At 65.9% G+C, this 23,845-nt stretch carries 24 protein-coding genes and 1 tRNA gene; 4 read left to right on the forward strand and 21 right to left on the reverse strand.

Annotated features, from left to right (window positions below):
* Positions 1 to 54: 54 nt before the first annotated feature.
* The 15 genes from tatC to ACMX2H_RS06995 all read right to left on the reverse strand — a co-directional run bounded on the left by tatC (position 55) and on the right by ACMX2H_RS06995 (position 14,987).
* Complete coding sequence (gene tatC / locus ACMX2H_RS06925; RefSeq protein ID WP_414959803.1) at positions 55 to 951, reverse strand: twin-arginine translocase subunit TatC; 897 nt, start codon at positions 949 to 951, stop codon at positions 55 to 57.
* Between the two features lie 5 nt (positions 952 to 956).
* Positions 957 to 1,241, reverse strand: coding sequence for a Sec-independent protein translocase subunit TatA (tatA, locus tag ACMX2H_RS06930; RefSeq protein ID WP_414959804.1), 285 nt, complete (start codon positions 1,239 to 1,241; stop codon positions 957 to 959).
* A gap of 42 nt (positions 1,242 to 1,283) precedes the next feature.
* Positions 1,284 to 1,619 carry a hypothetical protein gene (locus ACMX2H_RS06935; protein WP_414959805.1) on the reverse strand — a complete coding sequence of 112 codons (336 nt, stop codon included), beginning with the start codon at positions 1,617 to 1,619 and terminating at the stop codon, positions 1,284 to 1,286.
* Positions 1,620 to 1,629: 10 nt separating this feature from the next.
* Entirely contained in the window at positions 1,630 to 3,627 is a 1,998-nt protein-coding gene (locus ACMX2H_RS06940; RefSeq protein ID WP_414959806.1) for a helix-turn-helix transcriptional regulator, read from the reverse strand.
* 113 nt (positions 3,628 to 3,740) lie between these two features.
* On the reverse strand, positions 3,741 to 4,136 hold the full coding sequence (locus ACMX2H_RS06945) for an FKBP-type peptidyl-prolyl cis-trans isomerase (protein ID WP_414959807.1): 396 nt from the start codon (positions 4,134 to 4,136) through the stop codon (positions 3,741 to 3,743).
* Positions 4,137 to 4,211: 75 nt separating this feature from the next.
* Positions 4,212 to 5,120 (reverse strand): FKBP-type peptidyl-prolyl cis-trans isomerase, encoded by a 909-nt coding sequence (locus tag ACMX2H_RS06950; protein ID WP_414959808.1) that lies wholly within the window; start codon positions 5,118 to 5,120, stop codon positions 4,212 to 4,214.
* A gap of 88 nt (positions 5,121 to 5,208) precedes the next feature.
* A complete protein-coding gene (pafA, locus tag ACMX2H_RS06955) occupies positions 5,209 to 6,570 on the reverse strand; it encodes a Pup--protein ligase (RefSeq protein ID WP_414959809.1) in 1,362 nt (453 codons plus the stop codon).
* A gap of 2 nt (positions 6,571 to 6,572) precedes the next feature.
* The gene (gene prcA / locus ACMX2H_RS06960; protein WP_414959810.1) at positions 6,573 to 7,304 is read right to left on the reverse strand and encodes a proteasome subunit alpha; all 732 of its coding nucleotides are present in this window, start codon (positions 7,302 to 7,304) and stop codon (positions 6,573 to 6,575) included.
* A 2-nt stretch (positions 7,305 to 7,306) separates the two neighbouring features.
* Positions 7,307 to 8,143 carry a proteasome subunit beta gene (prcB, locus tag ACMX2H_RS06965; protein ID WP_414959811.1) on the reverse strand — a complete coding sequence of 279 codons (837 nt, stop codon included), beginning with the start codon at positions 8,141 to 8,143 and terminating at the stop codon, positions 7,307 to 7,309.
* A gap of 3 nt (positions 8,144 to 8,146) precedes the next feature.
* Complete coding sequence (locus tag ACMX2H_RS06970; protein WP_414959812.1) at positions 8,147 to 8,350, reverse strand: ubiquitin-like protein Pup; 204 nt, start codon at positions 8,348 to 8,350, stop codon at positions 8,147 to 8,149.
* A 42-nt stretch (positions 8,351 to 8,392) separates the two neighbouring features.
* Positions 8,393 to 9,991: a depupylase/deamidase Dop gene (gene dop / locus ACMX2H_RS06975; protein ID WP_414959827.1), complete on the reverse strand. Its 1,599-nt coding sequence runs from the start codon at positions 9,989 to 9,991 to the stop codon at positions 8,393 to 8,395.
* 14 nt (positions 9,992 to 10,005) lie between these two features.
* The gene (gene arc, locus ACMX2H_RS06980; RefSeq protein WP_414959813.1) at positions 10,006 to 11,763 is read right to left on the reverse strand and encodes a proteasome ATPase; all 1,758 of its coding nucleotides are present in this window, start codon (positions 11,761 to 11,763) and stop codon (positions 10,006 to 10,008) included.
* 188 nt (positions 11,764 to 11,951) lie between these two features.
* Positions 11,952 to 12,992 carry a tRNA (adenine-N1)-methyltransferase gene (locus ACMX2H_RS06985; protein ID WP_414959814.1) on the reverse strand — a complete coding sequence of 347 codons (1,041 nt, stop codon included), beginning with the start codon at positions 12,990 to 12,992 and terminating at the stop codon, positions 11,952 to 11,954.
* Positions 12,993 to 13,104: 112 nt separating this feature from the next.
* Positions 13,105 to 14,262: a site-2 protease family protein gene (locus ACMX2H_RS06990; RefSeq protein ID WP_414959815.1), complete on the reverse strand. Its 1,158-nt coding sequence runs from the start codon at positions 14,260 to 14,262 to the stop codon at positions 13,105 to 13,107.
* Positions 14,259 to 14,987, reverse strand: coding sequence for an HAD family hydrolase (locus tag ACMX2H_RS06995; RefSeq protein WP_414959816.1), 729 nt, complete (start codon positions 14,985 to 14,987; stop codon positions 14,259 to 14,261). The genes ACMX2H_RS06990 and ACMX2H_RS06995 overlap by 4 nt, the downstream gene beginning before the upstream one ends.
* Before the next feature lie 151 nt (positions 14,988 to 15,138).
* On the opposite strand from ACMX2H_RS06995, the gene ACMX2H_RS07000 reads away from it, so the two are divergent.
* The gene (locus ACMX2H_RS07000; protein ID WP_414959817.1) at positions 15,139 to 16,056 is read left to right on the forward strand and encodes a PAC2 family protein; all 918 of its coding nucleotides are present in this window, start codon (positions 15,139 to 15,141) and stop codon (positions 16,054 to 16,056) included.
* Between the two features lie 525 nt (positions 16,057 to 16,581).
* On the opposite strand, the gene mshC is transcribed toward ACMX2H_RS07000, so the two are convergent.
* Together mshC and ACMX2H_RS07010 are read right to left on the reverse strand one after the other, a co-directional pair.
* Positions 16,582 to 17,844, reverse strand: coding sequence for a cysteine--1-D-myo-inosityl 2-amino-2-deoxy-alpha-D-glucopyranoside ligase (mshC, locus tag ACMX2H_RS07005; RefSeq protein ID WP_414959818.1), 1,263 nt, complete (start codon positions 17,842 to 17,844; stop codon positions 16,582 to 16,584).
* 111 nt (positions 17,845 to 17,955) lie between these two features.
* Positions 17,956 to 18,780, reverse strand: a complete 825-nt coding sequence (locus tag ACMX2H_RS07010; RefSeq protein ID WP_414959819.1) for an undecaprenyl-diphosphate phosphatase — start codon at positions 18,778 to 18,780, stop codon at positions 17,956 to 17,958.
* Positions 18,781 to 18,952: 172 nt separating this feature from the next.
* On the opposite strand from ACMX2H_RS07010, the gene ACMX2H_RS07015 reads away from it, so the two are divergent.
* A complete protein-coding gene (locus tag ACMX2H_RS07015) occupies positions 18,953 to 19,888 on the forward strand; it encodes an aldo/keto reductase (protein WP_414959820.1) in 936 nt (311 codons plus the stop codon).
* Between the two features lie 14 nt (positions 19,889 to 19,902).
* Here ACMX2H_RS07015 and ACMX2H_RS07020 read toward each other — a convergent pair whose 3' ends face one another.
* Positions 19,903 to 20,181: a hypothetical protein gene (locus tag ACMX2H_RS07020; protein ID WP_414959821.1), complete on the reverse strand. Its 279-nt coding sequence runs from the start codon at positions 20,179 to 20,181 to the stop codon at positions 19,903 to 19,905.
* A 52-nt stretch (positions 20,182 to 20,233) separates the two neighbouring features.
* On the opposite strand from ACMX2H_RS07020, the gene ACMX2H_RS07025 reads away from it, so the two are divergent.
* Positions 20,234 to 20,467, forward strand: a complete 234-nt coding sequence (locus ACMX2H_RS07025) for a DUF5703 family protein (RefSeq protein WP_414959822.1) — start codon at positions 20,234 to 20,236, stop codon at positions 20,465 to 20,467.
* Between the two features lie 40 nt (positions 20,468 to 20,507).
* On the opposite strand, the gene ACMX2H_RS07030 is transcribed toward ACMX2H_RS07025, so the two are convergent.
* Positions 20,508 to 21,665, reverse strand: a complete 1,158-nt coding sequence (locus tag ACMX2H_RS07030) for an acyl-CoA dehydrogenase family protein (protein ID WP_414959823.1) — start codon at positions 21,663 to 21,665, stop codon at positions 20,508 to 20,510.
* Positions 21,666 to 21,696: 31 nt separating this feature from the next.
* The gene (locus ACMX2H_RS07035; RefSeq protein ID WP_414959824.1) at positions 21,697 to 23,001 is read right to left on the reverse strand and encodes a M20/M25/M40 family metallo-hydrolase; all 1,305 of its coding nucleotides are present in this window, start codon (positions 22,999 to 23,001) and stop codon (positions 21,697 to 21,699) included.
* A gap of 241 nt (positions 23,002 to 23,242) precedes the next feature.
* Between ACMX2H_RS07035 and ACMX2H_RS07040 the strand changes: the two genes are divergently transcribed.
* Positions 23,243 to 23,326: transfer RNA gene (locus tag ACMX2H_RS07040), tRNA-Leu, on the forward strand.
* Between the two features lie 65 nt (positions 23,327 to 23,391).
* On the opposite strand, the gene ACMX2H_RS07045 is transcribed toward ACMX2H_RS07040, so the two are convergent.
* On the reverse strand, positions 23,392 to 23,845 hold a 454-nt coding region (locus tag ACMX2H_RS07045), incomplete at its 5' end, for a DNA alkylation repair protein (protein WP_414959825.1).

Raw genomic sequence — 23,845 nt, forward strand, 5'->3', positions numbered from 1 at the left:
CCGTTTAAACCACCGTGCCTGAGGGCAGCTCCGGGCTCGACGAGCCGAAAGCCACTAGCGGGCGCCGTCCGGCTTCCCGTCGTCGGCTTTCAACTGGTCCAGCGGCGTTGCTTTATCCAGCGGCGTGGCCTGGTCCAGGGGCATAGCCTGGTCGAGCGTGGCTGTGATGTCCGCCTCGCGCGCAGCGCGCCGCTTCTCACGGCGCTTGTCGTTGATCAGGCTGATGCCTGTTGCCACGAAGAACAGCGCCAATAAGGGTCCGGCCAGGAGGAACATGGACATGGCGTCGGGTCCGGGGGCCGCCATGGCCGCGACCAGGCAGACCACGAACACCACGATCCGCCAGCTCTTGATCACCCTGCGGCCGGACAACAGACCGGCAAAGTTCAGGCCTACCAGCACCACCGGAAGCAGGAACGCAATCCCGAGCGACAGGAACATCCGCATGACGAACGTCAGGTAGTCGGTGGCCAGGATCTGGTTCACGCCGCCTTGTGGGGTGAACATGGTCAGGACCTTCACGATCTCCGGCAGGACAATCCAGCCGAAGTAGATCCCGAGCAGGAACAGCGGCACGGCGGCGAACATGAAGCCCAGCGTGTAGCGACGTTCCTTGGTCTTGAGCCCGGGCGTGATGAAGCCCCAGATCTGGTAGATCCACACTGGCGAACTGACCAGCAGGCCCAGGAAAATGGAGACCTGGATTTTCAGGTCAAAGGGCGAGCCGACGCTGCCGTAGTTGATTTCGGCGCGCCGGCCCTTTTCCGCCGAGATTTCCATCAGCGGCTGCTGGACGGCCACCATGACCGGGTCATAGAGGAACCAGCCGGCAATGGCCCCCAGCAGGACGGCGATGCCGGCGATGATCAGCCGGTTGCGCAGTTCTTTGAGGTGGGCCTTGAGCGGCATCCGCCCCTCAGGGTTGGCCTTTCGGCCCTTCTTACCGGCCACGGCCCTTACTGCTGGTGCGGCGATGGGGATCCACCGTTCGCATTCGGCGCCTGGCCGCGGTTATCAGTGTTGTTGCGCGGTGGGTTGACCACACGGCCCTCGACCGGCTCCGAGTCCGCAGCGGAAGCGGACGCGTCGTCGTCCTTCATTTGCTTCACTTCGGACTTGAAGATGCGCATAGACTGACCCACGCTGCGGGCGAGGCCCGGCAGCTTCGGTGCGCCAAAGAGCAGCAGCACAATGATGACCAGAATAATGATGGTCCAAGGGTTATCGAAGAGTCGTCCCATGCGTGGTTCCTTTCGTCTCCTACATCTTATGTCATGGCAGGGTCAGGAAAGCCGCAGGTCGTGCAGGGACTGCCGCTGCCCGCGGGCCTCCCGGCGGGCCACCCGACGCTCCCGCCGCTGCTCCCGGCGCTGCTCCTTGCCCAGGGCATATTCCTCCTTGAGCACGGCAGGATCCGCGAAGAGTGCCGGTCGGGGCTGGTGCGGTTCAGCCACCGGCGGTTCCGACTGCAGGCCACTGGACAGCCGGTCCGCCGCCGACTCGAATTCACGCAAAGTTCGCATGAACTGGCGGAAGATCCGCCAGCCCAGCAGGCCGATGAAGACCAGTGCCAGCGCACAGAGGGCAACCCACAGAAGAATCCAGAACCAAAGCGGCATGCTGTCTACTCTAGCTTCCGCTGCCAGACGCAGCCGAGCTGTACACGTCCAGCGCCTGCCCCAGCCATTCCTGGCTGCGCTGCACCACGTCGGCCGGCTCCAGCACGACTACTTCGCCGCCGTGCCTGGCCACCAAGCCGGGCAGCACAGCTGTGGAGGACAAGCGGATTTCGGCCGCCAGCGATCCGTCCTGCAGCACCGCACGGCGTCGGGCGTTGTATTGATCGGCCAGTTCGGCGAGGCGCTCTGAGATCCGCAACACCACCACCTGGTCGGTCTCCTGCGGCGTGAACAGGCTGTCAGGGAATTCGCTGCTGCGCGCCGCCGGCGGCTCAAACGACTCACCGGTCTGGGTCAGGGACCGCATCCGGTCTACGCGGAACTGCCGCACGGCCTGCTGCCGGTGGCACCAAGCCTCGGTGTACCAGTGGCCGTCTACGGCGAAGACCCGCAGTGGATCGATCCGGCGGGACGTGATTTCGTCCCGGGAAGGCACCAGGTAGTCGATCTCCACGCTCTGTCGCGCGGCCGCAGCCTCCTGCAGGGCGAGCACTTCCGGCGCGCGTTCCTCGGCGGCCAGATCCGCCGCGACGGCGGCGTGCCGGCCGGCAACCCCGCCGGCCGCCGCCAGCAGTTTGCTGAGTGCGCTGCGCAGGGCCGGCTGCTCCCCTACCCCGGGGACGGTCTCCAGTGCCTGCAGCCCCACCACCAGCGAGAGCGCTTCGTCGAGGCTCAGCCGCACCGGCTTGTCGATCTCATCGGCATTGCTGATGGAAATCGTGCCGTCCTCCCAGAACGCCTCGATCAACTGGTCCGGACCGTAGCCGGGGGTCCCGCAGACAAACAGCAGGTTGAGGTCCTTGATCAGCTGGGTAGTGCTGATGCCGAATTTTTGCGCGGTCTCCTCCAGCGGCACCCCGGGGTTTGCGGTGACGTAGGACACCAGATCCAACAGCCGCGGCAGATGGTCCAGGGAGCCGGACTTCCGTGACGGCCGCGCAGGGTCGTCTTTGAGGGTGTACGACGGCGGGGCATCGGCTGCGGCGGCCAGGGCGCCTTCCAGCCGGCGGACCACCGCGCCGCGCAGCTCGTCCGGTTCCTGCACCCAGGCGTTGGCGCCGTGCGAGGCAATTTCCTCGGCGAGGACTTCCACGTCGCCGTAGCCCAGTTCGACCGCGTCCCAGCCTGCAGGCGGCTGAACGGCTTCGACCGCTGAAGCGGCCGCACGCAGCGAATTGGCCTTGTCTTCGCGGAGCAGCAGCACCGCGGTGCCATTGTCCTGGGGCGCCTGAAGTTCCGCCAGCACAGCACGCATGGTGAAGCCCTCCGGAATGCTGTAGGTCCCGGGCAGCTTTTTAACGGTGGAGGTGATTCGGGACAACCGGAAGGTGCGCTGGGCGTCCCGGTCCAGATCCCGGCCGGCGAGGTACCAGTGGCCGTAGCGGTTGCCCAACCCCCAGGGTTCGACCCGCCGCTGCTGCGGCTGCCCGTCCCGGGGAGACCGGTAATCGAAGGAGACCGGCGTGTGCTCGAGCACGGCCTTGAGCATGGCTTCGAAAGCCGGTTCCGCGGTTCTGATGCGCGGCTCCACGCCAATCAGCGGGTCGCCCTCGGCCAGCGCCCCTTGGACGTCCAACCGGCGTACTGCGCGGGCGGCGGCAGACCCCAGCGAGGCCTGCTGCCAGAGGCGCGATGCCAGCGAGAGGACGGCGCTTTCCTGCGGGCTGAACTGCAGTTCCGGCAGCCGGTATTTGTGCCGGTCGATCCGGTAGCGCAGCCCGCTTTGGTCGTTTTCGTACAGCGTGTCGTCCGGGAACGTCTCCACCGGGACGCCCATTTCGCGCAGGTCTTCTTTGTCCCGCTCGAACAGGCGGTTGAAGGCATCGTCGCTGGTGGCCTCGCGGTACGGCGGAATCAGCGCGCGCAGTTCCTCCTTGCTGTAGCCGCGCCGGCGTTCCAACAGCGCGATCAGCAGGTTCAGGAGTCGTTCGGTTTTGGAGGCGGACATAGTTGAAACGTTACTGGCTAGCGGGCATTCGGAACGAAGTTAACCACCAGGAGCGGAGTAACGATGACCTAACGTTCACCGTTGCTCCGCCCCTGTTCAGGCGGTCGGCGGACCTAGCGGACGCCGAGCAGATCGACCACGAAGATCAGCGACTCGCCCGGCGCAATGGCCGATCCTGCGCCGCGGTCGCCGTAGGCCAGGTGGGCCGGAATCTCCAGCCGGCGTCGTCCGCCGACCTTCATGCCCAGCAGGCCCCGGTCCCAGCCCTGGATGACCTGCCCGACGCCGACGCGGAAGTCCAGCGGTGCGCCGCGGTTCCAGGAAGCATCGAATTCCTCGCCGGTGGACCAGGCCACGCCCACGTAGTGCGTGGAGACGGTGTCGCCGGCCTTCGCCTCGGCGCCGTCGCCCACGATGATGTCTTCGATCACCAGGTCCTGGGGCGTTTCGGTCCCGGGAAATTCGATTTCAGGCTTGGTGCGGTCATAGTCGCGCTTGCCAAAAGACATGCTGAACCTCTCTTGCTTGTGACGTGTATGCAGTGCTGCCGACGGCTACGTTACCGTACCGTCCAGGCTCGGCCACTACTTCACGTCGGTCAGCTCCACATAGAAGATGAGGTCTCCGACAGCATCTCCCTGACCCTGAACATAGGCCATTTCGGTGGGGATGGACAGCATGACCTTGGCGCCTTCCTTGAGCCCGGTCAGGCCCTTGGTCCAGCCTTCAATCACGCCGTCTAGCGGAAATTCGGTAGCTTCTCCGCGGGAGTAGCTGGAGTCAAACTCGGTCCCCTCGGACCAGTTCCAGCCGGCATAGTTGGCCTTCACCGTGCTGGTCTCGGTGGCCTGCTTACCGTCGCCTTCGTCGATCACCTTGACGATGAGGTTGTCCGGTGCGTCGTTGCCCTCGGGGATCTTGACCGAGGGAACGCCCTTCTTGTCGAGCGTGATCTCAGGCAGCTTGCCGGCCTTGTCCAGTTCGGCGACTTCGGACGCGTCGGCCTTAACCGCCTTGTCCCGGACGTCCTGCACGGTCAGGAAGAGCAGCTGCGGGTTCTGCGCGGGGGCCGAAGCACTGGTGGCTTCCGGCGGCTGGACGTAGTAGGCGATCTCGCTGCCGGGACTTGCGCCGAGCAGCGCGTTGTACAGCGAGGGGTCGGCGGATTTGAAGCCTTCGCTCAGTTCCACTGTCTGGTCGACCGGGCCGGAGTAGGTCTCGCCCAGCTGTTCGCCGGTGACGGCATCCTTGGCCAGCAGCCGGTACCGGATCCACTGGCCGTCGGCAGCGCCGTCGCCCTTGCCTTCGGTGATCACCTCGGCGTTCGATTCGGGCAGTTCCAGCGGGGCGGAGAAGTCCACCGTGGGTGCGGCGCCCTCGGCGCCGGCCTTCACGGTGATGTCGTCCAGGCTGTCCGATCCGGAATCAGCGTCGCCGCTGCACGCCGTCAGGAGCAAGGCTGCAGGTAGCAGAATGGAGAGTATTTTGCGCACAATCGACTTTCTTATCGTGGAACATGTGGGCTTGAAGGACATTCTCGCAGAGAAATCTGGAGATCTGCTTGGAAGCAGCGACGGCAGGTCACAAGGTGGCGAGAAGGGCTTCCACCCGGGGGTCCTCGCTCTTGAAAGGATCCTTGCACAGGATCGTCTGTTGGGAGCGGTCGTTGAGCTTTAGATGGACCCAGTCGACCGTGAAGTCGCGGCCGTTCTCCCGGGCCGCCCGGACAAAGTCGCCACGCAGCTTCGCCCGGGTGGTCTGCGGCGGATAGTCCATGGCATTCTTGACCTCCTGTTCCTCCACCACACGGGCCACCTCGCCGCGGGCCTGGAGCAGGTGGTACAGGCCGCGCTTGGCCGAAATGTCGTGGTAGGTCAGGTCCACTTGGGCAATCCGCGGCGCATCCAGGTCGATCGACTCGCGGTCCATGATCCTGTTGATCAGGCGTTTCTTGATCGCCCAGTCGATCTCCCGTTCGATGCCGCTGTGGTCGCCGGACTCCACCGCGGCCAGCGTGCGTTCCCACAAGTCCAGGATGCGTGCCACGTGCGGATTGTGCGCCCCGTTAGCTTCGACGAACTCCCGTGCTTTGAACAAGTATTCCTGCTGCATGGCCAGCGCGGACATCTCCCGCCCACTGGCCAGTTTCAGGGGTTTGCGCCCGGTCAGGTCGTGGGAGATGTCGCGGATGCTCCGGATCGGGTTTTCCAGCCGAAGATCGCGCATGATCAGCCCGGCTTCCACCATTCTCAGCAGCAGGTCCACAGACCCGACCTTCAGCATGGTGGTGGCTTCGGACATATTGGAGTCGCCGTTGATGACGTGCAGCCGGCGGTAGTACTCGGCATCTGCATGCGGTTCGTCGCGGGTGTTGATGATCGGCCGCGACCGCGTGGTGGCCGATGAGACGCCCTCCCAGATGTGGTCGGCGCGTTGCGAGAAGGCATAGATAGAGCCGTTTTGGGTTTTGAGCACCTTGCCGGCGCCCACCAGGATCTGCCGGGTCACCAAGAAGGGGATCAGGATGTCAGCCAGCCGGGAGAACTCGAGTTTGCGCGGGATCAGGTAGTTCTCGTGGCTTCCGTAGGAGTTCCCGGCAGAATCGGTGTTGTTCTTGAACAGGTAGACCCGGCCGCCGAAGCCCTCGCGGGCCAAGCGTTCCTGGGCCTCGTTCATGAGGTCTTCGAGGATCAATTCGCCGGCCCGGTCATGGGCTACCAGTTGGGCGACGTCGTCGCATTCCGCGGTGGCGTACTCGGGATGGGATCCGACGTCCAGGTACAGCCGCGAGCCATTGGTCAGGAACACGTTGGAGGACCTTCCCCACGTGACCACCCTGCGGAAGAGGTAGCGGGCCACCTCTTCGGGCGAGAGCGGGCGCGAATCCGGCGCCGAATAGGAGATGCCGAACTCGGTCTCGATCCCGAAGATCCGTCTGTCCATGGCTAGCCGTCCATTCCCTCGCCCAAAATCTCGGTTAGTTCAGCGGTCGCCAACCGACGGAAGGCACGCTGGCTCCCCCGGCTGGACAGCGGGTCGCGGTCCAGCACAGCAACTTCGAGTCCTTCGGGACGCAGTTCGCGGGACTGCCCGGCATCCTGCTGCCCGGTCTTGCCGGACAAGGCGGCCACCGCGGCCCGGACCGCGCCCGCATAGTCGCGGCCGTCGGCCCAGTCGGTCCGCAGGGCTTCGCCCACTGCTTCGGCGTCGCCGCCCATGACCACGAACCGGCGTTCGTCCGCGATGGACCCGTCGAAGGTCAGCCGGAACAGCCGGTCCTCGGCCGGCGTCGCGCCGACTTCGGCGACAGCGAGCTCCACTTCGAACGGTTTGGTGTCGGCGGTGAAGACCGCGCCCAGGCTCTGTGCATAGACGCTGGCCAGGCCCCGCCCGGTCACGTCCTCGCGGTCGTAGGAATAGCCGCGGACGTCGGCGTAGCGCACGCCTGCCTGGCGCAGGCTCTCGAACTCGTTGTACTTGCCGACCGCGGCGAAGGCGATGCGGTCGTAAATCTCGCCGATCTTATGCAGCGACGGCGAAGGGTTCTCGGCGACCAGCGCGATCCCGTCCGAGCAGCTGAGCACCACCACCGAACGGCCGCGGGCAATGCCTTTCCGGGCGAAGTCCGCCCGGTCCTTCATTAACTGCTCGGGCGATACGTAGAACTGCTGTGTCATGCCTACGCCTCCCGTCCGGCCACGGCACGTCCGGCGATCACGGCTTCGGACGTGGCGGCCAGTTCCCGCTCCGGGATCCGGCGGGCGCCGGCGGCGTTGACGGTGTACACCACCGGCCACACTTGCCGGACGGTATCCGGACCTCCGGTGGCCGAGTCGTCGTCGGCGGCGTCGTAGAGGGCTTCGATGGAGACCCGGACAGCGGTCGCCTCGTCAAGATTCGGCTGCCAGAGCTTCTTCAACGCGCCGCGGGCAAAGACGGAGCCCGATCCGACGCTGTGGTGCTCCTGCTCCTCGTAGCGCCCGCCGGTCACATCGTAGGAAAACAGGCGGCCCACCCGGCGCTCCTGGTCGAAGCCGGCAAACAACGGAATGACGGCCAGTCCCTGCATGGCCATCGGCAGGTTGGACCGGATCATCGCGCCAAGCCGGTTCGCTTTGCCCTCGAGGCTCAGCAGGGTGCCTTCGATCTTCTCGTAATGCTCCAGTTCCACCTGGAAGAGCCGGGTGATGTCGAGGGCAATGCCAGCGGTGCCGGCGATGCCGAGCACCGAATAGGAATCGGCCGGAAAGACCTTCTCGATGTGCCGGCTGGCGATCATGTTCCCCATCGTTGCCCGACGGTCACCGGCCATCAGCACGCCGCCGGCGAAGGTCATCGAAACGATCGTGGTGGCATGCGGCACCATCGGGGCGGCTCCTGCCGGCAGTTGCAGGGCTCCGCGGGCAGCCGGCAGCAGGTCCGGCGCCGTACGGGCCAGATACTCACTGAAGGAGGCGGTGGCTGAGTGCGAAATCTGGGCGAAGACAGAGCCCGGACCGCCGGCCGGCATGTTCATCAATTACTGCCCGCCCTTCTGCACGAATCCACGCACGAATTCTTCCGCGTTCTGTTCCAACACACCGTCGATCTCGTCCAGCAGATCATCGGTGCCTTCGGTCTCGGCCTGAGCGGCAGGTGCGGCGGCAGGCTCGGGTGTGGGCTCGTCGTCGTACGCTTCGTCTTCGCGGCGGGAGTCCACGTTCTTGCGGTCCTGGGTTGCCATGATGGCCTCCTTATGGTGTGACGGTCGACTCGGTCCTCATGCTTATGTTGCCACGTGCGGCTCGCTGCTGGGTCCCAGCAAGGCGGTAATAAAATCCTCCGCGGATTCGGCCTGCTCGAAAAGCTTCCCGGTCAGCTCGCGGTTGCCGCGCAGCGGTTCGCGGGTCGGTATGCGCTGCAGCCGCCTGCGGTCGGGAAGATCGAAAATCACTGAATCCCAGCTGGCGCCGACCACTTCCTGCGGGAAATGCTGGATGCATTTTCCGCGGAAGTAGGCCCGGGTGTCGTCCGGCGGTTGGCTCACGGCGGTGTTGATCTCTTCGTCCGAGAGCAGCCGCTGCATCCGGCCGCGGGCAGCCAGCCGGTGGTAAAGGCCTTTTTCCGGCCGGACATCCGCGTACTGCAAGTCGATCAAGCCCAGCCGCGGATCGCCCCATTCCAGGCCGTCCCGGTCACGGTAGGCCTGCAGCAGCTTGAGTTTGGCCACCCAGTCCACCTGGTCCGCGGCTTCCATCGGGTCGCGCCGCAGGGTCTCCAGCACCGAGGCCCAGCGCTCGAGCACCTCCGCGGTCTGGCCGCTATTGGTCCCGTGCCTCCTGCAGTGCTCCACGGCTGCCTGCAGATAGATATCCTGCAGGTCCAGGCCGGTGACCATGCTGCCGTCGCTGAGCGCAACCTTTTGCTGCAGCGAAGGGTCATGGCTGACCGCCTGCAGCGCCTGCACCGGGTCGGCCAGCTGCACGTCCGGGGCTTCCCCGTGTTCGATCATGGACAGCACCACGGACGTTGTGCCCATCTTCAGGAAGATCGACACCTCGCTCAGGTTCGCGTCGCCGATGATCACGTGCAGCCGCCGGTATTTGTCCGCGACCGAGTGCGGTTCATCGCGGGTGTTGATGATCGGTCGGCGGATGGTGGTCTCCAGACCCACCTCGGCCTCGAAGAAGTCCGCGCGCTGGCTGATCTGGTACCCCGGCGTCCGGCCGTTGGTGCCGAGTCCCACCCGGCCGGCCCCGCACACCACCTGCCGGGACACGAAGAACGGAACCAACCCGGTCACAATCTGGTTGAACGGCAGGCTGCGCGGCATCAGGTAGTTCTCATGCGCACCATAGGAGACCGACTTGTTGTCCGTGTTGTTCTTGTACAGGTTCACCGGCGAGAACCCCGGCGTCGCGGCTATCCTGCGAAGCGCGGACAGCACGACGGCGTCGCCCGCCTTGTCCCAGCGCACAGCGTCGAGCGGGTTGGTCACCTCCGGCGAGGAGTACTCCGGGTGCGCGTGGTCCACGTAGAGCCGGGCGCCGTTGCTGAGCACCATGTTCATCAGCACGCCGGAGGCCTCATCCGTGTAGAACTCGTTGGCCGCCGCGCGGCCCCCGGCCAGCGCAATCTGCTCGGCATCCAGCACCGGCGGCACGTCCGTCAACTGCGACGGGTCGGCAGCCTCGCGCGAGAGGTCGAAGCCGCGCGCATCGTGCAGCGGTTCCTCGTCGGTATAGTCCCAGCGGGTGCCGGCCAGATTGCCCAGCCCCTTGCGCATGGTTGCCGCATACGCGTTGATCACCTGCGAGGAGAGCACCGTGGAGTTGGCCAGCGGTTCGCCCGGAGCATGGATGCCATACTCCGTCTCCGAACCCATCACCCGGTAGACACTCACAGGTACTGCCCCGTGTTCGGCATCGTTTCGATCGACTTGCCGGCCTCCTGCCCGGCCTTGCCCTGCACGATGGTCCTGATGTAGGTGATCCGTTCGCCCTTCTTACCGGAAATCCTGGCCCAGTCGTCGGGGTTCGTGGTGTTCGGCAGGTCTTCATGCTCGCGGAATTCGTCCACCACTGCGCGCAGCAGATGTTCGATCCGCAGGCCCTTCTGCCGGCTGGTCAGCAGGTCCTTGATGGCATTCTTCTTGGCCCGGTCCACCACGTTCTGGATTACCGCTCCGGAGTTGAAGTCCTTGAAGTAGAGCATCTCGGTATCGCCGCTGGCGTAGGTCACTTCCAGGTACTCGTTCGACTTATCGGTGGAGTACATTTCCTCCACCGTGCGCTGGATCATCGCCTCGATCGTCGCCTTGCGGTCCTGGCCATGCTCGGCCAGGTCCTCCGCATGGATCGGAAGGTCCGTGGTGAGGTACTTGGTGAAAATGTCCGCGGCCGCCTCGGCATCGGGGCGGTGGATCTTGATCTTCACGTCCAGTCGTCCCGGGCGCAGGATGGCCGGGTCGATCATGTCCTCGCGGTTGGAAGCGCCGATGACGATCACGTTCTCCAGCTTCTCCACGCCGTCGATCTCGGAGAGCAACTGCGGCACAATCGTCGTTTCGACGTCGGACGAGACACCCGTGCCGCGGGTCCGGAACAGCGAATCCATCTCATCGAAAAACACCACCACCGGGCTGCCGTCGGAGGCCTTCTCCCGGGCGCGGGCGAAGATCAGCCGGATGTGGCGCTCGGTCTCACCCACGTACTTGTCCAGCAGCTCCGGTCCCTTGATGTTCAGGAAGTAGCTGCGGGTGTCCGTGCCGTTGCGCTCGATGGCCTTGGCGGCCAGCGAGTTGGCAACCGCCTTCGCGATCAGCGTCTTGCCGCAGCCCGGAGGTCCGTAGAGCAGGATGCCCTTGGGCGCCTTCAGCCCGTGCTCGCGGTACAGGTCGGGGTGCAGGAAGGGCAGCTCGACGGCATCGCGGATCTGGTCAATTTGCGGGCCCAGTCCGCCGATGTCCTCGTAGGAGATGTCCGGGACCTCTTCGAGGATCAGGTTCTCCACTTCGCTGCGCGGGATCTTCTCCAGCGCGTAGCCGCTGCGGGCGTCAATCGAGACGGCATCACCGACCCGAAGCCGCTCGGACAGCAGTGCCCCGGAGAGCTTGACGACGCGTTCTTCGTCGGCCCGTCCCACCACCAGGACCCGGTGCCCGTCCAGCATCTCCTTGATGGTCACCAGTTCTCCCGAACGCTCGAAGCCGAGCGCCGCAATCACCGTCAGCGATTCGTTCAGCAGGACTTCCTGTCCGGGCCCCAGTTGGTCCATGTCGACCAGGGGGCTGACCGCAACCCGGAGCTTGCGTCCGGACTGCACAATGTCCACGCTCTCTTGCACCATGGCGGCGTTGCTGATGCCCGGACGCGGCTTCTGCGCCTTATGGACGTCGGTGACGGTGGCGAAACTGAAGGGTGTCTCGCCGTCGCGCTCAAGGGCGGACTTGAGCCGCACAATCTCCGTCTTGGCGGCCTCAAGGGTGGCGACCAGACGGGCATTGTTCTGGGTGGCTGCAGCAAGGGACTTGTCCAAGTGGCGCAGCTTGTCGCGCAGGACGTTGATTTGGCGCTGGGCGACGGTCAGCGCGTCACGCTGTTCGTCCACTTCGTCAGCCGGTGCCGGTTCATTGTTCTGGTTCTGGTTGTCCTTCATCACCGCGACCCGCTTCCTTGAATCGGTTCCTTCCCTAGACCCTAACGGGCGCCTGATCCGCCTGCACGTGTCTACGAAAAGAAACGCCGAATCGAAACATGGAATTCCAACGTCCGGCCGGGAGGATCTGTTGCCTGTGGTCGGCTTATTACGCGAGATAACGAAAACGCTGCCGCGTTGGTGCCCGGCTAGTCGGTCTCTGGGTTGATGTCCTTAAATGCGCCGCGCTGCACAGTGGAGGCGGCGTCCTTGGCCACCCGGCGCAGCCGCTTGTCCGAAACCGTCCGCTCGCCCAGTGCCTCGGAGTTCCAGTCCTCCTCGTTACCGGTCCACACCTGCACGTCCTCGGCGGCAAATTCGGTTTTGGACGGGCGGCGCTTGGGGGTCAGCCCGGTCACGCCGCTGGCCAGTCGCCGGGCGGTGAGCAGGAAACCGGTGTGCGCCACCATCCTGTGGTCCGGACGCACGGCCAGGCCCTCCAGATGCCAGCCGCGGACCATTGATTCCCAGCCTTCGGGCTCAGTAAACCGGCCGTCTTCCCGGATGGCTTCGGCGGTGCGCGACAACTGCGTCACGGTGGCAACGTAGTTGATCCACACTCCCCCGGGCGCCAACACGGTGGCCACGGCGTCCAAGCATTCCCACGGCGCCAGCATGTCCAGCACCACGCGGTCCACGCTGCCGGGTTCCTCAGCCTTGACCACTTCGTCCTGGAAATCGCCCAACGAGATCTGCCAGGCAGGGTGCGGTCCGCCGAAGAAGGTCTCCACATTGCCGCGGGCTACGTCGGCGAATTCTTCGCGGCGCTCGAACGAGTGCAGCCGTCCGCCGTCGCCCACGGCGCGCAGCAAGGAGATGCTCAGCGCTCCGGAGCCGACGCCGGCTTCCACCACCCGGGCACCGGGGAAGATGTCCGCCATGGTGACAATCTGCGCAGCGTCCTTGGGGTAGACGACGGCGGCGCCCCGCGGCATGGACAGCACGAAGTCCGACAGCAGCGGACGCAGCGCCTGGTACCGGTGGCCCACGGTGTTGGTCACCACCGTGCCTTCTTCCCGGCCGATGACTTCGTCGTGCGGCAGGAAGCCCTTATGCGTATGGAAGGCACCCCCGGGCGTCAGGGTGATGGTATTCATCCGGCCCTTTTCATCGGTGAGCTGGACCCGTTCGCCGGGCCGGAGCGGTCCGCGTCGCTGGTTGGCGCCGTGCGGGCTGGTGGAGGAGCTCATGCGTGGATCACTTCCGGTTGTTGTTGCGTGGCCGCGGCGGTACCAACCGCTGCGGTGTTGTCGATTGTATTCGCACCGGCAGTCCGGCTGCGGGTGCTCGTTGTCGTGAAGGTCAGAGCCGGCCGGGTTTGCCGGTAATGGCACGCACCACCGTGCTCTGCTGCAGCACCCCGGTGACTCGGCCGCCGCCGTCGATCACGGCATACTCGCTGCCAGCCAGCCGGGCCAGGTACTGGACCAATTCTTGTCCGGCGGCCACTTCCGGGACATACGCTCCCGGCGCCAGCGCCCGGGAGACGGCCGCAGCCGGGGTTAGCGCGGCTGCCGACGGCGGCACTTGGCTCAGCGCGCCGCGGTCCACCACCGCTTCGGGCTGGCCGGTGGGGGCAGTGAGCACCACGCTCAGCTCCGGGTCCCGCTCCAGCAACTGCTGGACCTGGGCGACCATGACGGTGGCCGGCAGCGACGTTGCCGGGAGTTTGAGCTGCCCGGCGCTGACGGACGGCAACCGCAGCCGCATCCGGGCGTGCTCGATCGCCGAGCTGGCACCCATCCACAGGAACCCGCAGACCAGCACCATCAGCACCACCATTTGCAGGTCGGGCGAGCCGCCTCGCATCAAGGGCACGCCGATCACGCCGACCACCAGCAGCACAACAATGACGCGGCCGGCCCAGCCTGCCGCCACGGTGCCCTTTTCCTGGCTGCCGGTCACTTTCCAGACCGCAGTCTCCACCAACCGGCCGCCGTCCAAAGGCAGCCCGGGCAGGATATTGAAGAGCGCCACCAGGAAGTTCGCCAGAATGAAGATGTCGGTCAGCAGGAACGGAATCGGCTCGCCGCGGAACAGCGGCAGGACCAGCGAACCGAGGCCGGCCAGGGCAAAGTTGGCCACCGGTCCGGACAACGCCACCATCAGGGACTTCCCCGGTGTGGCATTGAAATTGTCGAACTGGGTGTGGCCGCCCCAGAGGTTGAGCACGATTTTCGCCGTCGGCCAGTGGAAGGCGCGGGCCGTCAAGGCGTGGGCGAGTTCGTGTACCAGCACGGAGAACAGCAGCAGCAGCGCATATCCGAAGGCCACTGCATAGGCGCCGACGCCGAGTTCCGGTATCAAGCGCTGAACTTGGGGCCCGAAGATCAGCACGATGAACGCGGCGATGACGAACCAGGACCAGGCGAGCAGCACCGGCACACCGAACATCCGGCCCAGCGGAATCCCTTCGCTGCGCTGTTTTTGCTCCGGCGTCCGGGGTGTCTGCGTGCTCATACTCCTGCTTCCTGGGAAGCGGGCACCAGGAGCCGCTCCATGTCACTAACGCCCTTCCCGGCCAGGCTGTCCCACTGCGGACGCCCGGGCGACGGCGGAACCGGCACCACGTGCGGAATAGCCACCGTCACGAGGCCGGCGGTTTCGGCAGATGCAACGCCCGGAACGGAGTCCTCCAGCGCCACCACGCACCGTTTGTCTGCGCCGGGCAGCCGTTCGCTAAGCCAGTCAAAGGCCCGCTGGTATGGCTCCGGATGCGGCTTGCCGTGGCTGACCATATCGCCGGTGACCAGGTAGTGGAAGCTGCCTTCGGGCAGTGCACGCACCACCTCGGTGGCCAACTTCGTCTCGCTCATGGTCACCAGAACGGTGGGAATGCCCGCCTCACGCAGCTCGGCCAGCAACTCCCGGGCCCCGGGGCGCCACGGAATGCTTTGCCGGACTCGTTCGGTCACGGCGTCGATCAGCCGGTCGATGATGTCGCGGATGCTGAGGTCCACGCCGGCCCGCTGCAGCACCGCCGCCGATGTCTCCAGCGCATTGCCGACGAGCTTCAGGCCCAGTTCGTCGCTCCACACTCCGCCGAAAGAGGCGACGAGTTCGGATTCGGCTGCGATCCAATACGGTTCGGTATCGACGAGTGTTCCGTCCATATCCCAGAACACCGCCTGCAGGTCGGGCTGAAGGGCGCCGGACGCAGCGGCGGAAGGATCAAGTGCGGGCATGGCACCAGTCTACGGGCCCGGCTGGCCCGGCCATTGACCGGCCACAGCCCGGGCACGGAACCGCTAGGACACCGGAAACCGGCCGCTATGCTGTGCGCGAATCGCAAAGGGGCTCACTGACAAGCCGTGCGCGGAGGATTAGGGTGAAACCGTGAGTACTCAGGACAGTGGCGATCTGCCAATGGACGGCCCCGGTGAAAAGCACGGGCTGCATTTGCTGTTCCCGCAGGCCAAGGCCGGGGAGGCACAGCGGCGCTATACCGTGATGCTGGCTGCGTTCGAAGGTTGGAATGATGCCGGAGAGGCCGCCACGGATGCCGTGAAGTACCTCAGCAGGTTGTGGGACAGCCACAAGGTGGCCACCGTGGACCCGGATCTTTACTATGATTTCCAGTTCACCAGGCCGGTTGTCCACCGCACCGGTTCAGGCGAACGCCGGATCAAATGGCCGACGACGAAGCTCACCCGGAGCAGCGTTCCGGACGCGCCGCTCGACATCATTTTCGTCCACGGCGTGGAGCCGTCTTACCGCTGGCGGGCCTACACCGCTGAGCTTCTGGCGCACGCCGAGGAGCTGGGCGTGGACTGCATCATCCTGGTGGGCGCGCTGCTGGCCGACGTTCCGCATTCGCGGCCCATCCCGGTGACAGTGACCAGCGACGACGACGATGTCCGGAGCGCCTTGAACACCGAAACCAGCCAGTACGAAGGCCCCACCGGGATCGTCGGGGTGCTGGCCGACGTCGCCTCGCTGGCCGGCATCCCGACCATGTCCGTCTGGGCGGCGGTGCCGCACTACGTGGGCCAGTCGCCCTCCCCCAAGGCCGAACTCGCGCTGCTGCACCGGCTGGAGGACATTCTCCAGGTGCCGCTGGAAGTGTCCGTCCTGAGCGAAGAAGCCGAAGCCTGGGAGCGCGGCGTCGACGAATTGGCCACCGAGGACCCCGAAGTTGCCGCCTATGTGCGGCAGCTGGAAGAGGCCAAGGACACGGCCGAACTGCCGGAGGCCACCGGCGAGTCCATCGCCCGCGAATTCGAGCGCTACCTCAAAAAGCGCCGCAAGGAATAGAGCGGGAAGGCTCCTTTCTGGCCTGGGCACGCGTTTCGCGTGTGAACGTGCGCCGGCCGAGGACGCGCCGCTCAAGAACTATGTCCGGCTGCTTGGGCGGCTGCCGGTGCTTCCCAACTGGCAGCCGTTCACCATGCGCCGGGTTATCTGTGCATCAGGTGTCGACGGAACGGCGCCTTCGTGCTGTGATGTACGCACTCGATCGACGGTCCGGCAAGGGGAGCACGTATGTCTGTCCAGGGAACATTCGTCAAAAACCGTCTGCACAGCCCGGACTTCAGGAGGGGCACCCTTGTGGTCGGGGCGTACCTGGTCGCGCTGTGCTGGGCCGGCTTTCTCTACCTTCTGGTTGTCACGAGCGGCGGCGCCGCTTCGCTGGTGCATCCCATGCTCTTGGGAACTCTCGGGCTTTGGGTCGTCTGGAACCGGGGAACCAAGGCCGTCCCCCGTGCCTACAGGCCGGCAAGGCACCGGAAGACGTCGGAACGGCGCCGGCTCTAAGAAGGCGCTCCTGCGCAGGCCGCGTTAGAGCCGGATGCCCAGCAGCGCGTCGAGCAGGGCGGCGAACTGTTCGGCGCCGTCCTGCGGCTGGCCGTTGGCCTGCTCGCGGGAGTGCTCGGCGAAGCCGTCAATTTCGGCCAGCGCCGCGGGGGCATTGAGGTCATTGGAAAGCGCGCGCCGGACCTGCTGCGCGAGCTCGGGCACCTGGTCCGCCTGCACGTAAGGGGCGGCGCCGCGCCAGGCAGCCAGCCGGGCCTGACCCTGGTGAAGCAGGTCCTCGGTCCAGAACCAGTCGCTGCGGTAATGCTGGCCCAGCAGGACCGTGCGGATGGCTGCGGGCTCCACGCCTTCCTCGCGCAGTGCCGACACCAGCACCAGGTTGCCCTTGGACTTGCTCATCTTTTCGCCGTCAAGGCCCACCATGCCGGCGTGCACGAAATGCTTGGCCAGCGGTTTGCCGGCTAACGCGTAGGCGTGGCCGGCACTCATTTCGTGGTGCGGGAAGCTCAGGTCGGAGCCGCCGGCCTGGACATCGAAGGTTTCCGGCAAAAATTTGCGGGCAATCACCGAACACTCGATATGCCAGCCGGGCCGGCCATCGCCCAGTGAGGCACCCGGCCACTCGGGCTCACCGTCGCGGGCCACACGCCACAACAACGCGTCCAGCGGGTGCTTCTTGCCAGGCCGTTCCGGGTCTCCGCCGCGCTCGGCAAAGAGCGGCAGCATGTCCTCTTCGGTCAGCCGGGAGGTAGCGCCGTTGTGCCAGCCTGGTCCGGCGGCAGCAACGGAATCGAAGTAGACATCGCCGTCGGGCTCGCCGTCGGTGCCGGGCACCCGGTAGGCCAGGCCACGGGCCAGCAGATCCTCCACCGCCGGGACAATCCATTCAATGGATTCCACCGCGCCCACATACTGCTGGGGCGGGATCACGTTCAGCTCTTCCATGTCCGTGCGGAACAGCTCAGTCTGGTCCTTCGCCAGGATCTGCCAGTCCACGCCGGTGGCGTTGGCACGTTCCAGCAGCGGATCGTCGATGTCCGTCACGTTCTGGACGTAGTTCACCGCGCGGCCGGCGTCGCGCCAGTAGCGGTTGAGCAGGTCGAACGCCACGTAGGTAGCGGCATGGCCCATGTGGGTGGCGTCGTACGGGGTGATGCCGCAGACGTAGAGGCTCCCGGTAGAGGACGGCTCCAGCGCTACCAGCGACCCCACAGAAGTGTCGTGGATGGTCAGTTCGTCTTTGCCGCCCGGGATTTCGGGTACGGCACGGGCATTCCAACCAAGCACTCTTGAGTTTCCTTCCAATGGGGTGGACCGGCGCAGGGGCGGCGGTCCCGCCGTCGTACATTAAAGCTCCTAACGTTTAAGGACGCAGGAGCCGGATAAATTCCCGCCCTTTCAGGCGTTGATGATCCCGAAGCCCAGCAGCACGAATAACAGCGTGCCGAGGCCGATCCGGTACCAGACAAACAGGCGGTAGCTGCGGGTGGAGACGTACTTGAGGAACCAGCCGATGATGACGAAGCCCACGCCGAACGCCACCGCCGTGGCCAGCGCGGTCTCGCCCAGTCCGTACGGTCCCGGCTCGCCAAAGCTCTTGACCAACTGGTACAGGCCGGAGGCGAAGACAGCCGGGATGGCCAGCAGGAACGAATAGCGGGCCGCTGCCCCGCGGGTGTAGCCCATCAGCAGGCCGGCGGTGATGGTGCCGCCGGAACGCGAGACGCCCGGAATCAGTGCCAGTGCCTGCGCCAGACCATACAGGATGCCGTGTTTGTAGGTGAGTTTGTCCAGCGTGCGGGTGTGGCGGCCGATCGAGTCCGCGACCGCCAGGAACAGGCCGAAGACAATCAACATGGTGGCCACGATCCACAGGCTCCGGAAGGTGGATTCAATCTGGTCCTGAAACAGCAGCCCGAGCACGGCGATGGGCAGCGAACCGATAATGACCAGCCAGCCCATCCGCGCGTCCGGATCGTTGCGTGGCACTTTGCCGGTCAGCGAGCCGAACCAGGCCTTGACGATGTTGACGATATCGCGCCAGAAGTAGACGACGACGGCGGTTTCGGTGCCCAACTGGGTGATGGCGGTGAAAGCGGCCCCCGGGTCGGCGGCGCCGGGCAGGAACTCGCCCACAATGCGCAGGTGTGCGCTGGACGAGATCGGGAGGAACTCGGTCAGGCCCTGCACGAGCCCCAAGAGGATTGCTTCTAGCCAATTCACACACTAGACCCTATGGCACCCGGGCCCCGGAAACGGAACCAGACACAGTCCCCGGGCGAAGATCACCCCGCGGTATGAGGACGGGGTACCGTCCTCGGACGGGGCAGGACCACGTGCACGGGTCGGCGGGCCGCTGCCAAGGCCACGGCGCCGCAGGCCATAAGCTGGCTGTATGGAGCATAAGCGCTTGGGTAACAGCGGGCTGAAGGTCCCGCAACTGTCGCTGGGAACGATGACCTGGGGCGAGGAGACGGACGAGGAGGCCGCCGGCGCCATGCTGCGTGCCTACCTCGACGCCGGCGGCACGCTGTTGGACACTGCCGCGCCCTACGCCGAGGGCCGCAGCGAGGCGATGCTCGGTGCGTTCCTGGGCGAGCTGGTTCCCCGGCAGGAAGTGCTGGTGGTCTCCAAGGCCGGCGTGACCCGGAGCGAGGGCCGGCGGGAGGTGGACACGTCACGCGGCGCCATGCTGCGCAGCCTGGACGCCAGCCTGGCACGGCTCGGCACCGATTACCTGGACCTCTGGCTGGTGCATCTCTGGGACGACGCCTCGGCCCCGCTGGAAGAAACCTTGTCCGCGCTGGAACATGCCGTTTCCTCCGGCCGCGCGCGCTATGTGGGTGTGTCCAACTACTCCGGCTGGCAGCTGGCCCGGGCGGTCTCGGTCAGTCCGGTTCCGCTGGTCGCGGTGCAGAACGAGTACTCGCTGCTAAAGCGCCGGCCGGAACACGAGGTGATTCCGGCAGCCACTGCGTTGGGCCCGGGCCTGATGGCGTGGTCGCCGCTGGGCCGTGGCGTCCTGACCGGCAAATACCGCACCGGCACGCCCGCCGATTCCCGCGCCGCCTCCGAGCAGCATGCAGGCTTCGTGGAACCGTATCTGGCCGGCCGGCCGGCCAGGATTGTGGATGCGCTGGCCACGGCGGCCCGCGGCCTGGACGTCCAACCGCTGGATCTGGCGCTGAGCTGGGTGCTGCAGCGGCCCGCGGTCGGCACCGCCGTGGTGGGGCCGCGGACTCCGGCGCAGCTGGACGAGATCCTCAAGGCTCCGCTGGATGCCTTGCCTGCGGAGATCGCGCAGGTATTGGATGAAATTTCCGCGCCCTGACCTGCGGCGCGCCGCTACTTTTCTTCGATCTCCAGATCGTCGTCGAACGGATCGACGACGTCGTCGGGACCGTCCATGTCCTCGTCATCGGACTCGTCGTAAATGACCAGCGGCGTCACTTCGCCGTAAGCATCGTAAAGCGCGTCTTCGTAGGTCTCGAAGGATTCCATAATGGACGAGAACGCTGCTTCCACGGCAGGATCGTCTTCACCCCGGCGGCTCGAAGCGGCGGCCAGATGTTCCTGCAGCGCGGAAACCAGTGACTCAAGTGCGACACGCGGATCAATGCTCATGGTGTAGACGTTAGCCGCAATGTGGAGAATAAGTGAAGAGAACAGGAGGGCAATGAGAGAACAATTTCTGGGTGCCGCTGTCACCCGCGAACGCGACTACGCCCGGCAGTACGAATACCTGGTCCTCACCGTCAACAAGGACGAATCCATCGGTGAAGCACGCCGGGTGTTGACCGACCACGCCGAGTACGGCAAGTGGGATTTGGTGCGCACCCGGTTGTATCTGGGCGGCAGCCGCAAGTACTGGCTGCGCCGCCGGGTGCTCCGGGTCGAACGCACCGCCTGAGCCAGCCGGACGGTGCGCCGCACAGCCCGGACAGCCCGGGTCAGTCGTCCAACGGCCCCAGCCAGGCCGTGGCAACGGTGCTGTGCGCCGACTCGTCGTCGGAGGGGTGGTACAGCCCGGCCAACACGTCCCGGTACAGGCGCTCAAGCTCCCCACCGCGGAAGTAACCGCCGCCGCCGGAGACGCGGACGGCTTTCTCCACCACGTCCTTGGCCGTCTCGGTGGCCCTGATTTTGATCCCGGCCAGTTTGGCGAACCACAACCCGCCGTGGTCGGCCAGTGTGTCCACATCACGGGCGATGGATGCCAGCTGCGGGTACAAGCCGTCCATCGCGAGTGCGGCGTCGGCCACCCGCCAGCGGATGTCCGGATCCTGCGCGTAGCTCTTGCCTGTCTTCAAAGAACGACGGCGGTGCACGGCTTCCACGGCCAGGTCCAGGGCGCGGGTGCCGATCCCCGCATACACGGACGAGAGCAGGATCTCGAAGCACGCGAAGATGCCGAAGATCAACACATCAGGATTGGGGCCCACCGGTAGTTTCCGGAAGATCCGGTCCGGTGCTGCCACTGCGCCTTCCAGCACGGTGGTGTTGGACTGGCTGGCGCGCATGCCCAGCGTGTTCCAGTCGTCCTTGATCCGGTAGCCCGGCTTGTCGCGGTCGATGAACCCCCAGACCAGCTGCGGGTCCTCGCCGGAGTCGTCCCGGCCAAAGACTCCCAGCCGGGTCCATGCCGGCGAGAGGCTGGTGAACACCTTTGTCCCGGTGAATTCATAGCCTCCGTCAGCGCGCGGCGCCGCTACCGTCCGGGAATCGAAGAGCACCTGGTCGTTGCCGGCTTCGGAAACGCCGAAGCCAAAGACTTCGCCGCGGCCGGCCTCGGCCAGGACGTAATCCAGGCTGTTATCCCCTCGGGCCTTGAGCACGCGCGCCACGCCGGTCCAGACCAGATGCATGTTGACCGCCAGCGCAGTGGCCGGGGCGGCGCCGGCCAGCCGCATCTGCGCCCGGGTTGCCTCTTCCAGCGAGTAGCCCAGTCCGCCGTCTTCCTCCGGCACGAACATTTTCAGGTAGCCGGCCGCAACCAGATCCTCGAAGTCCTCGTGGAAAAAGCTGTTCGCCTCGTCGTAGCCTGCGGCCCGTCCGCGGATGGTTTCCAGCAGGGAGTCCGGGAGCAGTTCTTCAACACTGGCAGGCATGCCGGTGGTCCTTTCGTTGTCGGTGCAGAGATCAGTAGGTGGTGAGCAGCCGCTGCAGCACGCGGGTGCCGAACTTCAGCGACTCCACCGGCACCCGTTCGTCCACCCCGTGGAACATGCCGGGGAAGTCCAGCTCTTCGGGCAGCCGCAGCGGCGCGAAACCGTAGCCGGTGATGCCCAGCCGGGCCAGCGACTTGTTGTCGGTGCCGCCGGAGAGGGTGTACGGCAGCACCACGGCGTCCGGGTCCTCAAGCTTCAGCGAGTCCACCATGGCGTCCACCAGATTGCCGGCAAACGGGACTTCCAAGGACATGTCCTGGTGCACGTAGCTCACGTCCACGTCCGGGCCCGCCAGCTCGCGGATGGTGGCGAGCACCAGCTCTTCCTGGCCGGGCAGCGTCCGGGCGTCGATCCGCGCCTCGGCCAGTCCGGGGATCACGTTCTCTTTGTAACCGGCCTTCAGCACGGTGGGGTTCGAGGTGTTCTGCAGCGTGGCGCCCACAAAGCGGGCCACGGTGCCCAGCTCCTTGAGCAGAATCTCCGGGTTGTCCGGGTCAAATTCCACGCCGGTCAGCTCGGTGACGCCGTCCAGGAACTGCCGGGTGGTGTCCGTCAACTCGATGGGCCACTGGTGTGATCCGATCCGCCCGACGGCGGCGGCCAGCGTGGTAACCGCGTTGTCGGTGTTGATTTGCGAACCGTGGCCTGCGCGGCCGGCGACGGCGAGGCGCAGCCAAGCGATCCCCTTCTCCGCGGTCTGCAGCAGGTAGGCTCGCCGGCCGCCAATCGTGGCCGAGAAACCGCCCACTTCCGAGATGGCCTCGGTGGCGCCGTCGAAAAGCTCCGGCCGGTTCTCCACCGCCCAACGCGCGCCGTAGGTGCCGCCCGCTTCTTCATCGGCGAAGAACGCGAAGACGATGTCCCGGCGGGGCTGGATGCCGCTGCGGGACATGTGCCTCGCCACGGAGAGGATCATCGCGTCCATGTCCTTCATGTCCACGGCCCCGCGGCCCCAGATCAGCCCGTCCCGTTCCTCTCCGCTGAACGGATCCACCTGCCAGTCGTCGGCCTGCGCCGGGACCACATCAAGATGGCCGTGCACCACCAGCGCCGGGGCCGAGGGATCCGAGCCGGCCATCCGCGACACGACGGACGTCCGGCGGGGCGCGGACTCGAACACCTCGGTGGCCAGCCCGGCTTCTTCCAGCAGGCCAGCCGTATATTCGGCGGCCTGCCGCTCCCCCGGGCCCTCGGTGCTGCCGTAGTTGGAGGTGTCGATCCGGATCAGTTCCTGGCAAATCCGGACCACTTCGTCGTGCGGGTTCGGTACGGTCATGACGGCTCCCTCAAGGTAGGTGTCTGTCCCCAGCCTATCCAGCCAAAGCGCCAGAACCAGCAGCAGCGCCGCGCTGCGCCGCGGAGGTTCCAAGCCGGGGCCGCTGCGTGCGGCGCGCACCGCCGGACAGGCCGCGCGCCCGATTCAACACTTCGGACAAAACATGTTAGAGTTTTTCTCGCTGCTTTCGACGGAATCAGTGCGCCTGAGGGCTCCTGATCATCCATCGAAAACTCCACCTGCGCGGGTGGCGGAATGGTAGACGCGCTAGCTTGAGGTGCTAGTCCTCTTATTGAGGGTGAGGGTTCGAGTCCCTTCCTGCGCACAGAGAAAGCCCCGGGAATCCGGGGCTTTTTTGTGTCCCCTGGCGCCCGCTACGTTTGAGGCCAACTATGTTGCGGTGCTGCACGGTAGTTGGAGCGATGCCACCCGGCCCGGGGCAATTTTCTCCACCTCGGTGCAGAGCCTGGCCACACCTTCCCGGACGATGCCACTGTCACCTGACGCGGCTGCAGCCCGGACCCGTCGCACCACCTCCTCCGCGTCGATGCTGGCGGCACGCAGTGCCCGCAGCGGAGCAAGGATCGCGGCCCGGCGCAGCCAGGGGTCGGGCTCCCCCGCCCAGCGATCCAGGATTGCCTCGGCCCGTACCCGGGACTGGCCCGCCAGCCCGCTGATCATGGGGCCCACGACGTCGACCGCGAGCGGATCCACCAACGCCGCCGTGCGGGCGTCCCGCAGGAATCCCTCAATCCGTGTCAGGTCGGAGTTGCGCAGCAGGCGGAGGTTGGACTGCAGCAGCACCACGGCGGCCAGCCGCAGTTCGAAGACCGGCCGCGTCCAC

The organism is Arthrobacter sulfonylureivorans (assembly GCF_047607445.1).
Classification (GTDB): domain Bacteria; phylum Actinomycetota; class Actinomycetes; order Actinomycetales; family Micrococcaceae; genus Crystallibacter; species Crystallibacter sulfonylureivorans_A.

Bases quoted from the DNA above. Each gene is read 5' to 3' on its own strand.
- ACMX2H_RS06945 (WP_414959807.1), bottom strand. From the start codon at position 4,136: ATGTCTTTTGGCAAGCGCGACTATGACCGCACCAAGCCTGAAATCGAA.
- ACMX2H_RS06990 (WP_414959815.1), bottom strand. From the start codon at position 14,262: ATGAGCACGCAGACACCCCGGACGCCGGAGCAAAAACAGCGCAGCGAA.
- ACMX2H_RS06940 (WP_414959806.1), bottom strand. From the start codon at position 3,627: ATGTCCGCCTCCAAAACCGAACGACTCCTGAACCTGCTGATCGCGCTG.
- ACMX2H_RS07025 (WP_414959822.1), top strand. From the start codon at position 20,234: ATGAGAGAACAATTTCTGGGTGCCGCTGTCACCCGCGAACGCGACTAC.
- prcA (WP_414959810.1), bottom strand. From the start codon at position 7,304: ATGACACAGCAGTTCTACGTATCGCCCGAGCAGTTAATGAAGGACCGG.
- ACMX2H_RS07035 (WP_414959824.1), bottom strand. From the start codon at position 23,001: ATGACCGTACCGAACCCGCACGACGAAGTGGTCCGGATTTGCCAGGAA.
- ACMX2H_RS07015 (WP_414959820.1), top strand. From the start codon at position 18,953: ATGGAGCATAAGCGCTTGGGTAACAGCGGGCTGAAGGTCCCGCAACTG.
- prcB (WP_414959811.1), bottom strand. From the start codon at position 8,143: ATGAACATGCCGGCCGGCGGTCCGGGCTCTGTCTTCGCCCAGATTTCG.
- pafA (WP_414959809.1), bottom strand. From the start codon at position 6,570: ATGGACAGACGGATCTTCGGGATCGAGACCGAGTTCGGCATCTCCTAT.
- dop (WP_414959827.1), bottom strand. From the start codon at position 9,991: ATGGGTTCGGAGACGGAGTATGGCATCCATGCTCCGGGCGAACCGCTG.
- ACMX2H_RS07030 (WP_414959823.1), bottom strand. From the start codon at position 21,665: ATGCCTGCCAGTGTTGAAGAACTGCTCCCGGACTCCCTGCTGGAAACC.
- ACMX2H_RS06935 (WP_414959805.1), bottom strand. From the start codon at position 1,619: ATGCCGCTTTGGTTCTGGATTCTTCTGTGGGTTGCCCTCTGTGCGCTG.
- tatA (WP_414959804.1), bottom strand. From the start codon at position 1,241: ATGGGACGACTCTTCGATAACCCTTGGACCATCATTATTCTGGTCATC.
- arc (WP_414959813.1), bottom strand. From the start codon at position 11,763: ATGAAGGACAACCAGAACCAGAACAATGAACCGGCACCGGCTGACGAA.
- ACMX2H_RS06985 (WP_414959814.1), bottom strand. From the start codon at position 12,992: ATGAGCTCCTCCACCAGCCCGCACGGCGCCAACCAGCGACGCGGACCG.
- ACMX2H_RS06970 (WP_414959812.1), bottom strand. From the start codon at position 8,350: ATGGCAACCCAGGACCGCAAGAACGTGGACTCCCGCCGCGAAGACGAA.
- ACMX2H_RS06995 (WP_414959816.1), bottom strand. From the start codon at position 14,987: ATGCCCGCACTTGATCCTTCCGCCGCTGCGTCCGGCGCCCTTCAGCCC.
- ACMX2H_RS07020 (WP_414959821.1), bottom strand. From the start codon at position 20,181: ATGAGCATTGATCCGCGTGTCGCACTTGAGTCACTGGTTTCCGCGCTG.